Origin of the sequence: Shewanella sp. Choline-02u-19, assembly GCF_002836205.1 — a bacterium.
Taxonomy (GTDB): domain Bacteria; phylum Pseudomonadota; class Gammaproteobacteria; order Enterobacterales; family Shewanellaceae; genus Shewanella.
In genome coordinates this window covers 1,053,401-1,069,387 of the sequence record NZ_PJBE01000012.1, presented here as the reverse complement: position 1 = coordinate 1,069,387, position 15,987 = coordinate 1,053,401, and the positions used below count along the sequence as shown (strand labels likewise).

Annotated in this window: 13 protein-coding genes and 1 riboswitch; of the genes, 4 read left to right on the top strand and 9 right to left on the bottom strand. The window is 42.8% G+C overall.

Annotation, left to right across the window (positions count from 1 at the left end; translation table 11 throughout):
* Window positions 1-216: 216 nt before the first annotated feature.
* The 7 genes from CXF83_RS06745 to CXF83_RS06715 all read right to left on the bottom strand — a co-directional run bounded on the left by CXF83_RS06745 (window position 217) and on the right by CXF83_RS06715 (window position 8,592).
* On the bottom strand, window positions 217-2,067 hold the full coding sequence (locus tag CXF83_RS06745; protein ID WP_101091454.1) for a TonB-dependent receptor domain-containing protein: 1,851 nt from the start codon (window positions 2,065-2,067) through the stop codon (window positions 217-219).
* 120 nt (window positions 2,068-2,187) lie between these two features.
* Window positions 2,188-2,386, bottom strand: a riboswitch (cobalamin riboswitch).
* Between the two features lie 328 nt (window positions 2,387-2,714).
* Window positions 2,715-3,362: a hypothetical protein gene (locus CXF83_RS06740; RefSeq protein WP_101091453.1), complete on the bottom strand. Its 648-nt coding sequence runs from the start codon at window positions 3,360-3,362 to the stop codon at window positions 2,715-2,717.
* A gap of 318 nt (window positions 3,363-3,680) precedes the next feature.
* Window positions 3,681-4,730, bottom strand: coding sequence for a 3-deoxy-7-phosphoheptulonate synthase AroG (gene aroG, locus CXF83_RS06735; protein WP_101091452.1), 1,050 nt, complete (start codon window positions 4,728-4,730; stop codon window positions 3,681-3,683).
* 425 nt (window positions 4,731-5,155) lie between these two features.
* Window positions 5,156-6,325, bottom strand: a complete 1,170-nt coding sequence (locus tag CXF83_RS06730; RefSeq protein ID WP_232775049.1) for a tetratricopeptide repeat protein — start codon at window positions 6,323-6,325, stop codon at window positions 5,156-5,158.
* A gap of 130 nt (window positions 6,326-6,455) precedes the next feature.
* Window positions 6,456-6,779 (bottom strand): hypothetical protein, encoded by a 324-nt coding sequence (locus tag CXF83_RS06725; protein WP_101091450.1) that lies wholly within the window; start codon window positions 6,777-6,779, stop codon window positions 6,456-6,458.
* Window positions 6,780-6,987: 208 nt separating this feature from the next.
* On the bottom strand, window positions 6,988-8,238 hold the full coding sequence (locus CXF83_RS06720; RefSeq protein ID WP_101091449.1) for an ammonium transporter: 1,251 nt from the start codon (window positions 8,236-8,238) through the stop codon (window positions 6,988-6,990).
* 15 nt (window positions 8,239-8,253) lie between these two features.
* Window positions 8,254-8,592, bottom strand: a complete 339-nt coding sequence (locus tag CXF83_RS06715; protein WP_101091448.1) for a P-II family nitrogen regulator — start codon at window positions 8,590-8,592, stop codon at window positions 8,254-8,256.
* Between the two features lie 260 nt (window positions 8,593-8,852).
* On the opposite strand from CXF83_RS06715, the gene CXF83_RS06710 reads away from it, so the two are divergent.
* Entirely contained in the window at window positions 8,853-9,395 is a 543-nt protein-coding gene (locus CXF83_RS06710; protein WP_101091447.1) for an isochorismatase family protein, read from the top strand.
* Between the two features lie 93 nt (window positions 9,396-9,488).
* Here CXF83_RS06710 and nrfA read toward each other — a convergent pair whose 3' ends face one another.
* On the bottom strand, window positions 9,489-10,892 hold the full coding sequence (nrfA, locus tag CXF83_RS06705; RefSeq protein ID WP_101091446.1) for an ammonia-forming nitrite reductase cytochrome c552 subunit: 1,404 nt from the start codon (window positions 10,890-10,892) through the stop codon (window positions 9,489-9,491).
* A gap of 244 nt (window positions 10,893-11,136) precedes the next feature.
* On the opposite strand from nrfA, the gene narQ reads away from it, so the two are divergent.
* The gene (gene narQ, locus CXF83_RS06700) at window positions 11,137-12,840 is read left to right on the top strand and encodes a nitrate/nitrite two-component system sensor histidine kinase NarQ (RefSeq protein WP_101091445.1); all 1,704 of its coding nucleotides are present in this window, start codon (window positions 11,137-11,139) and stop codon (window positions 12,838-12,840) included.
* 86 nt (window positions 12,841-12,926) lie between these two features.
* Complete coding sequence (locus tag CXF83_RS06695) at window positions 12,927-13,556, top strand: response regulator (RefSeq protein ID WP_101091444.1); 630 nt, start codon at window positions 12,927-12,929, stop codon at window positions 13,554-13,556.
* 77 nt (window positions 13,557-13,633) lie between these two features.
* Here the strand turns inward: CXF83_RS06695 and CXF83_RS06690 are convergent, their stop codons facing one another.
* A complete protein-coding gene (locus CXF83_RS06690) occupies window positions 13,634-14,011 on the bottom strand; it encodes a YacL family protein (RefSeq protein WP_101091443.1) in 378 nt (125 codons plus the stop codon).
* A 350-nt stretch (window positions 14,012-14,361) separates the two neighbouring features.
* On the opposite strand from CXF83_RS06690, the gene CXF83_RS06685 reads away from it, so the two are divergent.
* Window positions 14,362-15,822 (top strand): sigma-54 interaction domain-containing protein, encoded by a 1,461-nt coding sequence (locus CXF83_RS06685; RefSeq protein WP_101091442.1) that lies wholly within the window; start codon window positions 14,362-14,364, stop codon window positions 15,820-15,822.
* The last annotated feature ends 165 nt before the right edge of the window (window positions 15,823-15,987 follow it).

Genomic DNA, 15,987 nt, shown 5'->3' with positions numbered 1-15,987 from the left:
TAAGACCTTAAGTACTCAACATGAAACCTCGCCTAGCGAGGTTTTTTTGCATCTGCCATTTGAAAACCGCGAACACAACCAACCCAGCCTCAAAACCGGTATGCCGGACTCAGATAGCGCTAGACTCACCACGAGCTGCAGATACAAAAAAACCAGTCACCTTGATGACTGGCTTTATTTTACTTAACTCTGGCTGAGCTTCTACTGCACGCTCTATTACAGTGCGTTGTAACTCACGCTGAAGAAGACTTCTCTTCCAGGGCTGAAGTAGTTTGCCACTGAGACAATCTCTTCATCAAACACATTATTGGCTTTTAAACGCAGTTGCCAATTATCAGTCACCTTATACCCTAGCCCCAGATCTAACTGATGATATGCGTCCAAGTATTGGTCGTAGCCTGCGTATCGCTTGCCTTGATAATGATAGTTAGCCAACAGATCAAAATCTTGCCATTGATAACTCAACGAATAGTTAAACTCATTCTCGCTACGGCCAGTAAGTGCCTTTTCAGTCGCTTTATCTTCAGTATCTAAATAGGTATACGCTAACTGATGCTCTAGGCCAAACAAGCCAAACTTAGTAAAAAATTCAGCGCCAGTGATTTCGGCATTGTTAACATTAGCAGGTTTCCAGATCTCCCAACCGTTATCGCCAATGATCCCCGTAGGAGCCCAAGCAATTAGGTTATCGATGTCGTTCTTGAAGAAGCTGACATAAGCTTGAACATCATTACGTCGATAGTTCAAGGTCATATCGTAACTTTCAGATGTTTCTGACAACAGTTCAGGATTACCTGAACCAGGCCAGTACAGGTCATTAAACGTTGGCACCTTAAACGCTGTGCCGGTTGTTGCCGACAAACGCCATTGTTCATTAAACTGGTAAGCCAGACTTAGGTTATAAGTCGTTTCGCTATCGACATTTTCTACGTCATCATAACGAACTGCGACTTCAGCAAGTAGCTTCTGCCATTGCTTCTCAACCAACAGATAAGCACCAACGATGTCGCGGTCATTTTGCGCGTAATCGCCAAGCACAGCTTCATTTGACCAATCAACGCCACCGCTTAAATTCAAGCCATTTCCAACGAGGTATTGATTGCTCCAATTCACTTGCTTACGCTTAGTTTCATATTTGGCAATTCCGGCAGCCACGTTATCACCACGGAAGTTCTCGTTATAATCTCGAGACTGGCTAAACGTCAACTTACTGGTATATTTTCCGCCAGTATATTGCGTACCTAAATTCCAAAGGTAATTGGCATAATCAGACTCATCCACACCACCACTGCCATAAATATCATCAAATTGATTGTTGCCTCTGTCGTATTGACCGCTCCAGAGTGCCTGCCACTGCTGGCTAAGTAATTGTGAACCTTTAAGTGATATAGAGGTACGGTCGTAACCATCAGCATCATTTTCAGATTCTGCACCGTCATAAACATCATAGCCATTTGATTGCTCACGACTTACAACTAGTGTGCTACTGCCCTCCCCGTGCTCCATTCCAAAACCAGCTGAGCCACGAAGATAATCATTAGTACCGTACTCAGCACCAACAAAGCCTTCGCCGCTTTTAAGTTGGCGAGTAAATATTTGAATCACGCCACCAATGGCATCACTGCCCCAAACAGAGGCTCTAGGTCCTTTTAAGACTTCTATACGCTCAATATTTTCTGGCGATATGCTGTTGAAGCTAACCGAGCCAAGTGTCGCTGAGCCCACTTTTACGCCATCAACAATAACTAAGACATGACTTGAGTTACTGCCACGAATGCTAACTGAAGTGGTTTGACCCGCTCCACCATTACGCGTGACGCTTACGCCCGGCAGAATTTCTAAAACGTCTGCAATAGATTTGGGATTCAGACGCTCTATCTCTTCACGTTCAATGGTATTAATGACGGTAAGTTGCTGATCAGTCGTTCTGTCAAAACGTGCACCGGTGACAGTGATCGTTTCGTCAACGACAAGTTGTTGGCTGGATTCTGCTGCCAGTACAGGCAATGCAGTTAAGCTGAATACGCCGCTGATAAGCAACGCAATTTTAGATGGTTTGATACCCATTTGCCCTTGACTCCTAAAGGAAAACGGGGCAATGCGTCACGGAATGACAAATAGTTAAGCGCTAAAACTCCATCGCTACATTTGCACACTGCCGCACTTCGAGATCTGCCCGCCGAAATCATCGAAATCACTTTACAGGCCGGTCTCCGGACTTAGGTTCTATATCGATTTAAGTATCGATATGCGAATACAAGCTTTAATACGCCTGTCTCTCACCATTCACCGTTGCGGGGGCAGTGTCAGAATTTAACTGACTTCCCGATTATCCTTACTCAACATTTAAGCTGAAAGTTAAGGCACCAATAAAGTTGACTAGTTAGTTATTTTTAATTGTTGTTACACTGCAATAACCTTAGGTTACCGCTTTGTGCGCGCATTATAGACGTCTATACGGTTAAATGTCTAACTTATCAAAAAGCGATTTGTTCTAGCTTAGATTACAAATGTTCAACCGAGAAAATCTGCAGATAACGAAAAGGGGCCGGCTTAACCAAAAATGCTCGCTAATACTTTAGTTTGAGCCATTTATGTTTAACTCTAACAGTGACAAATGGCTCAAACGTAAGACGGGACGTATTATTTATAATTAAGACCTGATAATTGAAAAGCTAACCCCAGTACAAAAGTACGACTAAGCGCCTAATGCGTTAATTTAATTTGAAGGGCGTTATCGCAGACATGAACTCACGATAGTTAGCTCTTTCAACCGGTGCAGATGTTGAAGTGAACTCCTCCCCTCTCATAGACTTATGAATAAGGTACAGGTCATTTTCGCCTTTTACTGCAGTGTAATGGCCAATTTCACCTAAGTGTTCTAGCGCTTTATAAACGTTAGCTTGTAACCCATTAAGGTGCGTGTTGGGCATTCGAGTACAGCCCATAATGGCACTTGCCGTCTGATGGCCATCAATGAATTCGTCATCTACACGTTCATATAACACGTCGCCATAGCAGTTATCTCGATAAGCCTCCGCCATCGTATCGAGAAAATCGCTAGGCTCTATATTGGCAGACAAATCTTTAAAACCTTGAATACACACCATAGAAGACCAGTTTCGTAGCTGTTCGTTTTTAGGTAAGAATTCAGCTGTAAACATGCCATCCTCTGACTGAGAAAAAGCTAATTTCCAATCATGTGGTAGGTAAAAACTCAGTTTTTGACTAAAAATAGGCAGGCGTTTGGCTATTTTGTCGATCGCCACATCTACATCGTCGGATGCATAAAGACTTTGCGAAAAACTGAAATAGAAAAGTACTGAATAGGAAACCCAGCACCGAAGCTGACTTGCTTTCATACCTTTACAATCCTTGTTTAGGGTATTAATTGCGCAACATTCTATCGTTTATCAACGTAAAGTGGTACATAAAAGAGGATTTTCAACAAAAATAATCGTTCGGTAGCGTCACTGCCAGTAACTCTGCCGTTATGAGCAATGCCGGTTAAGCAGGCTACGACCAAATTACCCCCATTATCAGCCTAAATAGCAACGTCAGCCTCACCGCTAACACCGCCCAATAGCAATAAGTATGATTTAACCATGCCAAAAGCCAGCCATAAAAAAACCTAGTGCGAACACTAGGTTTATATCAGCGATAAAAAATTAACGCACCCGTTATCGGCGGTTGATAACACTCTGATTCAATACGCTGAGCATTTTTTCGGTATCATCCCAACCAATGCAAGCATCTGTGACGCTCTGACCATAACAAAGCGGTTCGCCTTCTACTGGATCTTGACGACCTTCAACCAAGTTACTTTCAACCATCACACCAAATATTGACGCTTCACCCGCACTGACTTGGCCAGCAACATCATCAGCAACCGACATCTGCAATGCAAACTGCTTACAGCTATTAGCATGGCTAAAGTCGATCATTATATTGTTAGGTAGGCCGGCTTTATCTAACTGCTTATTTATTTCAACCACATGTGCAGCACTATAATTTGGCTCTTTACCACCGCGCAAAATGATATGGCAATCAGGGTTACCCTTAGTTTCAACAATCGCTGAATGACCGAATTTAGTCACCGATAAAAAATGGTGTGGAGCATTGGCTGCGCCAATCGCATCAATAGCGACTTTAATCGTGCCATCGGTGCCATTTTTAAATCCAACAGGGCTTGAAAGACCAGAAGCTAGCTCTCTATGTACCTGTGATTCCGTGGTACGTGCGCCAATGGCGCCCCAACACATTAAATCGGCAACATACTGTGGCGTGATCATATCAAGAAACTCACCCGCTGCAGGTAAGCCCATATCATTCAAGTCGAGCAATAGCTTGCGTGCTGTGCGCAGGCCATCATTTAACTTAAAGCTGTTATCCATGTTTGGATCGTTGATGAGACCTTTCCAGCCAACGGTAGTACGAGGCTTTTCAAAATAGACTCGCATAACGATCTCTAATTGATCTTTATATTGCTTACGTAACTCCACAAGACGTTTACCGTATTCAACCGCAGCAATAGGATCATGAATAGAGCATGGGCCAATAACCACTAATAAGCGATCATCTTTTTTAGCCAGAATATTGTGGATGCTTTCACGCGCATTAAATACGGTCGCTGATGCGTTCTCTGTTGCTGGAAATCGCTCCAAAATAGCAATTGGAGGTAACAACTCTTTAATCTTATTAATTCGAACATCATCATTTTTGTAATACATGGTAATACTGCGCTCCGTCTAGCGTGTGATATATGAAAACATAACTCTCAATTGCGATACTGAGTTCAATTTATCCCAGTATCTACTCACATTGCAATCAAGTTAGTAAAAATAACAATAAATAAATTTAACTACTTGTTTTAGATTGGTTTACTAAAAATAATCCGCACTAACTTCAGGCGCACAATCAGCATTTAACACTTAGTAAACATTATATAACTTATTCCTATTCGCAATAATGCATTCAAGGGCAGCGCCACAACGCTAGACGCAGAGCAACTCCATGGTCTGTAGGATGATGACATCGCTTAAAGCGCTAAGATTGACAAAAGTAAGCAAAAATCCGATATGGTTGCGGCTGATAGCAGTTTGCATAGATAAATTTATAGCAATACCATTATGTGCATGCATACAGCTGGCTCAGTTTAGTCGTGACCTTGAATAGCATGCAGCTTTGATTGGTAGCGGCGCTTATTATTACTGTCATTGGTCAAGGCCAACGCTTTTTTCATGTTAGCTTCTGCTCTACGCTCGTCCCCCGTAGCCCAATAGGTTCTTGACAGTCCGAAGTAGAATTCATGGCGATAATCCGCTTTATCAATCGCACGTTGATACCAGTTCAATGCCGCTTGATACTCTTTATCAAAATACGCTTGTTGCGCCATACCATAGTAATAATACGGGTTACGAATACGAGCAAGTTCCAAGACTTTGTGCACTCCCGCCCATTCATCAAGCCTATCTTGCTCGGCTAAAATAATCGCGTAGTTATACAACGCATTCATATCGTCAGGGTTGATGTTCAACGCCAACCTATACAATGCTTCAGCTTCCGTATTTAATCCTCTATATCGATACAAAACAGCCAAGGTGTTGATAGCAGGTAAAAACTGATTATCCTGCTGTAAGCTTAATTTAAGCAATCCGTAGGCTTTGTCATACTCCCCTTGCACCAGCGCTTCGGCAGCCACATTATTATAAAACATTGAAGCGATCATAGATTGGCTCACTCGACGTTTATCGTAGCCTTGCATGGCACGTTCGGGTAAAAAATCTATCTGAATAGCACCTGCAGAAACATTCAATACATTGCCTCTTTCTTGCGGCAACAGTTTCAAATTAATGTGTCCATTCACTAGATAGAATCCCCCTTGCTTATCCCAAACGGGCGGGATATCAATCTCCTGATATTCGACTCTAATATCCAGTTCCTGCGCTATCGCCGCGGTTAATAACACCAAAGATAAACAGTTGCCCTCTCGATCGCCAAATGTATCGCTTGCTGAACGAGTCAGATTATCAGCATAACGAAAGCCGCCATCTTGGGCATTAATATAATTAGCTAACCATTGGTGGCGCATGACATTGCTCGATTTTGACAATCTCGCCCTATTGAGGTCATTGCGTACACTGGTTATATCACTAACAGATAAGGCAAATAGGCTTTCTACAGCAGGAAGATCGTTCACTCGCGTAAAATGCTCATCATGATAATAGCTTTCAAGCGCATATTGATGGCTTGACTCATTGGTCGAACTGCAACCTTGCAGTAAAATGAGCAGGGAGAACAATAGTGCTAAAGAAATGAATTTCATAACGCTCTCAACGCAAAAAATCATACCTTTAAGCATAGTTGGAAAAACGAGTCCGTTCGGCAAAAAACGTTACAAAGCGTAAATCAAAAGTACGACTCATTCAGTAAAGCAATCAACTGCCCTAGCAAGCTTAGGGGGTAACCGCCTGCGGTGGTTCTATTTCAATGTAGAGCTGTTTATTTTGATATTCATAAGGCCTGTAGAACTGGCCACGACAAGTGAAATGGCGATAAGGAATAGCAATAGGCAAGCAGCCCATAGGCAGTGCTTGTAAGATTTTTATTTGCTGTTGAAACCTGAGCGCTTCTTGCCACTCATGGTCAGCCAACACTTGATCGCGCACTGCAAACGCATCAAATGGCTCGCTAGATTTACGCACTACAACCTGTCCAGCTACCGCGGGTAAACTGGTGGTAAATAGTAGCAATAGACTAATGCTGAACACTTTATTCATCCGATAACGACCCAATAATAGTAGAAGCCAGTATTAGCTCATCGTATACCGTTAACCAGCCCAATTCCATTAAGTCTCAGACATTAATCCCAAACCATTATTAGCAGAACATTAGCCGCAGATCATGAAATAGCTTAGAGGTGTTAATGCTTCTCTCAAATAAAAAAGCAGGGCATAAGCCCTGCTTGTTAGCAATATCATCACTGCATTAGTTAGCACTTTTCACTGAGACAAATTCAGGATACGCATCAATGCCGCAATCTGATGCATCCATGCCGTTATATTCTTCCTCTTCTGTCACGCGGATCCCCATCGTCACTTTGAGTCCAAACCAAACAACTGAAGAGGCCGCAAATACCCAACCAAATATCACTGCAGCACCATAAAGTTGAGTGCCAAAAGACGCATCGGCATTAGACACTGGCACCAATATTAACCCGAGGAGTCCGGCCACACCATGGACAGAGATTGCCCCAACGGGATCATCAATTTTGATTCGGTCAAATGCAACAATCGAGAATATAACCACGCCGCCAGCCACAAGACCAATCACACCAGCCATCGCTAAAGAAGGTGATAAAGGGTCAGCGGTAATCGCCACAAGCCCTGCTAATGCCCCATTTAAGATCATAGTTAAATCGGCTTTACCCCAAACCAATCGACATACAATCAAAGCAGAAAGCGCACCAAACGCCGCAGCAGAGTTGGTATTAACAAATATTTTGGCCACCGCGCTAGCATTTTCAACATCCGAGACTAAAAGCTGTGAACCACCGTTAAAACCAAACCAACCCATCCACAAGATGAACATACCCAATGTCGCCATCGGTAAGTTAGAACCCGGGATCGGGTTTACTTGTCCGTTAGCGCCATATTTTCCCTTTCTTGCACCTAACAATAGCACCCCAGAAACTGCCGCTGCAGCACCGGCCATATGTACAATACCGCTGCCCGCAAAGTCAACAAAGCCTGCTTCAGATAAGAATCCACCACCCCAGGTCCAGTAACCCTCAACAGGGTATATCACCGCAGTCATAAACACTGAAAATGCCAAAAATGCCCATAACTTCATCCGTTCAGCAACGGCACCAGACACAATCGACATTGCCGTTGCAACGAACACCACTTGGAAAAAGAAGTCGGACTCAAGCGCATGATCTGCTCCATCAGCTTGTGATCCAATCAATGACCCCAGCGAGGGTAACCAACCACCTTCAGCATTATCAACGTACATAATGTTGTAACCAACGATTAGATACATGACACAGGCTATTGAATACAAGCAGACGTTTTTAGTTAAAATTTCAGTGGTATTTTTTGAACGAACGAGGCCAGCTTCTAACATCGCAAATCCGGCGGCCATCCACATCACTAGCGCACCTGAGATAAGAAAATAAAACGTATCAAGGGCAAAGCGAAGCTCAGTGACCGTTAATCCTAGTTTGGTTAATTCATCCATTTGTCCAATCCCCCTTTAAAGTGCTTCGTTGTCGAGTTCACCAGTTCGTATTCTGGTTGCTTGTTCTAGGTTGGTAACAAATATCTTGCCATCACCAATTTTACCTGTACGCGCAGCACTCGTTATCGCCTCAACTAGCATCTCCACGTTTTCAGCTTTAGTCGCAATTTCAAGCTTCACCTTAGGTAAGAAATCAACCTGATACTCAGCACCTCGATAAAGTTCGGTATGGCCTTTTTGACGACCAAAGCCTTTTACTTCAGTCACCGTCATCCCCTCAATGCCTACATTGGCGATAGCTTCTCTTACATCATCTAACTTAAATGGCTTAATAATGGCACTGACCAATTTCATGGCGATCTCCTTGAAGACTATTTTTAATTCTAACAAAGACTCTTCAAGCATTAGGCCAACAAATCAAATACCATAAAAACAATGAGATAGAAAAAACCAGGCATTGAAAAATGAATATAAACGCACCAAAAAAGTGCAGTTATTCAATAACTGCACGCTCATAAGGCAAAGATGTCGCGGCTTAGACTTATCGCCTATTGGTTAAAAGCGACTTTTGAGGTGTACTAGTAACCTTTGCAACAAGTACTAGGAACATTAAAATGTTGAAGCCAGAAGATTGCGTATTAGTCATTGTTGACGTGCAAGGGCAACTCGCACGAGTCATGCATCAAAGTGAAGAGTTACACCATAAATTAGCGCTATTAATTAAAGGCATTCAGTTATTCGACATTCCGATCCTATGGCTCGAGCAACTACCCGATAAATTGGGTGCCACTAGTGATGTATTAGCCACAGAGCTAATCAAAACTACGGAGCCAATTGCAAAACAACATTTTAGCGGCTGGCAATGTCCAAAGTTCAGGGCGAAATTGTCAGCAATGGGGCAAAAAAATATCCTTGTCGCAGGCATAGAAACCCATGTTTGCGTGTACCAAACCTGCATGGACCTATTAGATAATGCTTACCCGACTTACCTCGTTGTAGATGCAATGTCTTCGCGAGATCCTGTTAATAAAAAACTCGGAATAGAGATGATGCAAGCCCATGGTGCATTACAAACCAATGTAGAGTCATTGCTGTTTGAACTGCAACATGAAGCGATAGGGGAAAGGTTTAAGGCCTTACTGGCACTGATTAAGTAGACCGACATTAAGGTCAAACGAGTTAATTTAGAGCAAAAAAAAGCCCTCATCAACGAGGGCTTTTCTATATAGAGCTAGGTAGAAACAATAGACTTACTTGTAAGTTGCTTCGCGCTTTTCAGCTTCAGCTTCCCACTGTGGTACTAAAGTTTTCTTGAATTCAGCTTTATCAGCATTCATCTTCTTCATATCCATACCTAGAGCAGCTTGTGCTTTAGCTTTGGTTGAAGTGTCAGGGTAAGCAATTGGTTGCTTAACACCTTTAACAGCAAGTAGTTGAGCTAGCTTGATACGAGCATCAGCCGCTTTGTCTACCGCAGTACCTAGTACACGAAGTGCTTCATCAGCTGCGTGAGCAGCAACACCGTGTGATGCAGTTGCATAGTCCCAGCGCCACTGTGAATGACGGATATCCATAAGGATAGGCTTCATTTCAGTTTCAGTTGCACCCGCATCCCAAGCAGCTTTTGCTTCGAAGTGAGCTTTCACTAGCTGAGCTTCAGCACGTGCTTTAAGATCAGCAACTTTATGCTTACGATCTTCAGTTAAGTTAACCATGAACTCTTTGCTTTGCTCGTGACAACTACCACAAGTTTCTTCAAAGCGATCGAATGGGTTACCTACTTTATGGTCAGTAAACTTACGACCTTTTTCGCTTTTCACTTTAGGCATGTGACAGTCAGTACAACTTACGTTGTTCTTACCGTGAACACCTAGCTGCCAAGTTTCATAACCTGGGTGCTGTGCTTTAAGCATTGGAGTCTTAGAAACAGCGTGAGTCCAGTCAGAGAACTCGATGTTGTCATAGTAGACTTCCATCTGTTCAACTGTTGTACCGTTATCCCAAGGGAATTTAACAAAGCCTTTCTTATCTTTGGTCTTCTCGAAGTAGTACTCAACGTGACACTGACCACAAACCATTGATTGCTTGTCTTTCTTAGACGCTTTATCAAATGGTGTACCCAATGTTTCCATTGCGCGTTCAGCAAATGGACGAGACATACGTAACTTAGAAGAACCTTTTACGTGACAATCAGCACAGCCAAGAGCGTTAACAATTTCTGGACCGCCTTTAGACCATTTACCCGCAAAATACCCGTCTTCACCTTGCTCTTCGATCATGCGAGGTACATCTGGGCTCTTACAAGACCAACATGCCATTGGCATTGGACCGTCTTCAGCAGACTTAGGGGCACCGGTACGTAAGGTGTTTCTTAAGTCAGTGATTACATACATGTGACCACGTGGAGCGTTATAATCTTTAGCAAAACCATAACCAGCCCAAAGCACAACTAAACTTGGAACCTGCTCAAGCATATCAACAACTTCTTTACTTTCTGAAGTTTCATGCCAAGTTTCATATTGATTCTTGAACTTATCTTTGTACACTTCGTTACGTGGTTCAGTTTTGTCACTTGCGAATGCGCTACCAGCAATTAAACTTGCAGCAACCATTGCACTCAGTGCAAAAGCCTTTTTAGTTAATGTTCTCACCATCTCATCTCCATTTTACTTTATAATATTTATAGTATAGTCCCACCTATTCCAAGGTGAATTTAGCCTCTTGCACCTAACAAAAACATACCCCATTAGGGGTATCCTCCTTAAAACTTGCGTTAGATCAACTTGTAAACGTGTTGTTGCTCACACTTTGTGTTTTTAGTAACATATTGCAGTATGCAATAATTAATAAATGCTATTAATAAAATAGTTCATAACCCCAATAAATGAGAACTCTTGAATGAAAAAAGGCAGACTTACATCAGCGATATGGGGATTCATGTTAACGCTGATATTACTGTCCAGCGGACTGGCTATTTTTGCCATCGTTAACTTGTCCTATAGCTTAGGAGATGCCAGAGCGATTAATGCCTCCGGATCGCTGAGAATGCAAAGTTATCGACTTATGTTTTATGCCAATTCAGGCAGTGAATCGGCGGCAGAAAAAATTGAAGAATTTGAAAACACCCTCAATTCTCAAGCGCTTAAGGCAACGCTCGCTTGGTATACTCCACAAGACATGAAGGATAAGTACCTCACCGTCATCGATAAGTGGCAAATAATGCGTTATTACATTGAATCTGAGAACTCACGCCTGTATGCCGCTGCACTAAAAGACTTTGTCGATACCATTGATCTTTTCGTATTAGAAACTGAGCAACATGCCGCCTTTAAACTTAAGCTGCTGGCGATTAGTCAGATAGTCGGTTTGGGCATAATGCTGTTGATTGCCTTCGTCACGGTAAGGATTGCCAAACGTAAGGTTGTTAAACCATTGCAACAATTGATGCAGGCTGCTGATACAATTTCACAAGGCGACTTTAATGTAGTAATGCCTAAAACAGAGTATATCGAATTGAGTGCATTAAGCAGCGCTCTCGATAGTACAATAAAAAAACTGGCCAGCGTCTATCAAGGGTTAGAATCTCAGGTACAAGAAAAGACGCTTGCATTAACGCGTGCCAATAATGAGCTGAAATTACTCTATGACAATGTCGTCATGCTGCACTCGAGTAAATTAGACATCAATACGCTGACCGATGCCATTAACCAGCTGCAAACCCATGAACCTAACATCAGCCTAAGATTGGTTGTAGTGGAAGATGAGCAAGTCCAATACATCATCGATGCTCAAGGTGAGTGGCCGCATGACGTTAAGAATTCACAGAAATTTGCATTACAGTTTGAGCAAAATAACCTAGGTTATTTAGAAGTCATTTCTGAGCGACCTTATACAACAGCGCTATATAGTAACTTTGCCATCATGCTGGCACGCTCAATGGTGATCCACAATGCAGGTGAGCAACGACAGCAACTCGCACTCATGGAAGAGCGAGGGGTTATCGCGCGCGAATTGCATGACTCCTTGGGCCAATTACTGTCATTTTTAAAAATCCAAGTTAATTTGCTCTCCAAAGAGTTAGACAAAACATCGAAAAGTCCGCGAGCAGCAGAGCAGTTACAAGAAATAAATGAAGGCGTCAATACCGCCTATGCGCAGCTCAGAGAGTTGCTATCCACCTTTAGGCTGACAATTAAAGATCCCAACTTAGGACACGCTATAGAAGCAATGGTTGAGCAATTACGCAGTCAAAGTGATGCTAACATAACACTCGATTATAAACTGCCAGTACAGCTACTCGGTGCCCAGCAACATATTCATATTTTACAGCTCACTCGCGAAGCCACACTCAACGCGATTAAGCATGCTAGCGCCCAGCATATTCATATCAGCTGCCAAAAAATATCTGATACCAAAGTGATTATTAGTATTAGTGATGATGGGCTCGGAATAGAAAAACTCAAAGAAAGAGATCAACATTTTGGTTTAGGGATCATGCATGAGCGCGCAAGTCGCCTATCAGGTGTGGTAGAATTTAGCCAAAATGAGGAAGGTGGTGCCACAGTGACGTTAACCTTCCCACCTCAACAAGAACCAGTGTGATTTTTTGCTATATAAAACAGCTATTAAAGCAAAAATGACATCTTTAACTTTTGAATTGCGAGTTAACCTCAGTAGGAGGCCATTAAATGGGTAAGCCTTATTCAGTGCTAGTTATCGACGATCACCCGCTATTGCGTCGCGGGATCTGTCAGCTTATTACCTCAGACTCCGATTTCACTCTCTTTGGTGAAGCGGGAAGTGGGCTAGACGCACTTTCTGCCGTCGCTGAAAATGAGCCCGATATAGTGTTACTTGATCTCAATATGAAAGGGATGACAGGCCTCGATACACTCAATGCTTTGCGACAAGAGGGCGTCACCTCCCGTATTGTTATTTTGACCGTTTCGGATGCTAAACAAGATGTGATTAGACTGGTTAGAGCGGGTGCCGATGGTTATCTACTTAAAGATACCGAGCCAGATCTGCTGCTTGAGATGCTAAAGAATGCCATGTTAGGACATCGTATTATTAGCGAGAATGTTAAAGACTACTTATCTGAGCTAAATACCTCAGTTAATGAGCAGGACTGGATTGAAAACCTAACACCAAGGGAGCTAGAGATATTAAAGCACCTTGCTGAAGGACAAAGTAACCGCGTGGTCGCAGAGCAGTTACATATAAGCGAAGGCACCGTTAAAGTACATGTAAAAAATCTACTTCGCAAAGCCAATGCTAAGTCACGTACAGAGATGGCTGTTAGATACCTAAACCAATAACTGATATCGCTTATACTGGATAGTTAAACAGCAAAAAGGCAGCCTAGGCTGCCTTTTTTAATATGCTCTATAGCCAACTAGTATTCATCCAAAAACTTACGCCAGTTGACCAATACCGCATAGAAATCCTCTAAACCACAAAATGCTTCAGACTCTCCATTATAGAATGACATTGATTCATCCATCTCAGCATCCTCCTCCTCGCCCTCTTCGATATTATTGGCAAACACTCTGACCTGTTCACAATCAAACTCTATCGACAGTGCCTTACCAATTAAGCGCCAATCACTTAGCTGGCCAGTTTGTAGCTTTTCAAGCTGCTGACAGATCTCGACATGCTTCTCAGGATTGTCACCAAGCTCTTCCGACAACCAAAAACCCATCGCTTCATGATCCATACTGAACCGCGCAAATGCTGTACCGGTCATTGTATTGCGTAAAAAATCGTATTCCATAATCAGGCTCAAAATTCAGTAAGACTTCAACTAACCTCATTTTAACTTAATAAACGTCTACTTGCCCTATTCTGTTCATATACTGCAGCTTGGATGGATAACAGACTAACGATTCAAATATTCACCATTCAACCCTGAGTGGATTAAACATAAAAAAGTCGAGTCATCAGGGCCATAAAACCGCTAGACCCATGTTCAAAACAAACAGCAGCCATGACTCATCTAGTTAAAAATATTGAGCGATTATTCTGCATATTTGAAACCACTACCAAAGCACGTGATATCGTGACTCAATGGTTTAACGTATACTTACGCTAGCTTTGTCACTTCATATCGCGACAGGAACCACCATGTCAGCTATCAATCTTAAACAAAAAACCGCTCATGCAGACTTTCTGCCAGAGAACCAATTGATACTAAACGCGGTCAGCGAAGGTATTTATGGATTTGATCTCGACGGCAATGCCGTGTTCATCAATCCAGCCGCTGAGAAGATGACGGGTTGGCAAACCCAGGAGTTGTTAGGCAAGAATATTCATGACTGCCATCACCATAGCCATAACGATGGTAGCCATTATCCTAAAGAGGACTGCCCCATCTACAACACGCTCAGAGATGGCACAGCAAGAGAGATAACCCATGAAGTGTTTTGGCGTAAAGATGGCTCTAGCTTTCCAGTCCATTACACCTCAACCCCGGTGTATAAAGATGGGGTGCTTATGGGAGTTGTCGCGATATTTCGTGATATCAGTATTCAAAAGCAAACGGAACAGTCACTCCGCCAAGCGCTAGAGCAAGTTCAAGCCCTGTCAGAGAAGCTATCATTCGAAAATCAATATTTGCAATTAGAGCTTGCAGACCGTACTGGAGATGTTGGTATATCAGGTGAAAGCCAACAAATTAACCAGTTGATTCAGCAGATTAAGCTTGTTGCTAATACAGAAAGCACGGTGTTAATTAGTGGCGAGAATGGCACAGGTAAAGAACTCGTCGCCCGCAACCTGCACCGCTTAAGTAACCGTGCAGGTAAGCCATTAGTGAGTGTCAATTGCGCTGCATTTTCAACATCCTTACTTGAAAGTGAGTTGTTTGGCCATGAAAAAGGCGCATACACAGGTGCGACAAGTCGTCGAAAAGGCCGTTTCGAACTCGCAAATAATGGCACTCTATTTCTCGATGAAGTGGCTGAACTGAGTCTAGAAGCCCAGTCAAAACTGCTCAGGGTCATTCAAGAACAAGAGTTTGAACGCGTTGGCAGTAGCCAAACAATTAAAGTTGATATCAGACTGATTACCGCGACCCATCACGATCTGCTAAAGCGGGTCGAACAAGGTCTGTTTAGAATGGATCTCTATTATCGGCTTAATGTTTTTCCCATTGTAGTACCGCCATTGCGCAGCCGTTTGTCGGATATTCCTGAACTCGTTAGTCACCTTCTTCAGGAGCTAAATCGTAAATTAGGTAAAAAAATAAGCAAGGTTAGCCAACGAGGTATGCAAAATTTAGCCAAACATAGCTGGCCTGGTAATGTGCGTGAACTGCAGAATGTGCTTGAAAGAGAGATGATCTTATCAACGGGGCCAGTGCTCGAGTTTGGCCAACTAGCATCAGAGCCTCAAGCTAAAACATCTACTGCGGCAACCAACGCTAAACAGACATTAGCCGAAATAGAAAAAGCACATATTTTAAAAATATTAAAGCAGAGTCAATGGCGGATCTCAGGGCCAATCGGTGCTGCAGCAATACTGGGAATGCCCCCCAGCACCTTGCGCTCTCGTATGCTTAAACTCGCTATTGCTCGGCCAATATAGTAAGCGTTCATCAACGGCAAGACACGACATACAATGGATTAGCGATATATCGCGATCAAAGAGTGTAATCAAAAGGATAATACTAAGCAAAAACAATAACTTAAAACATGGCCTAGAGCTTGCTATATAGGCACTGAGTGAACAATGTCAGTGCCTATAGAGAAG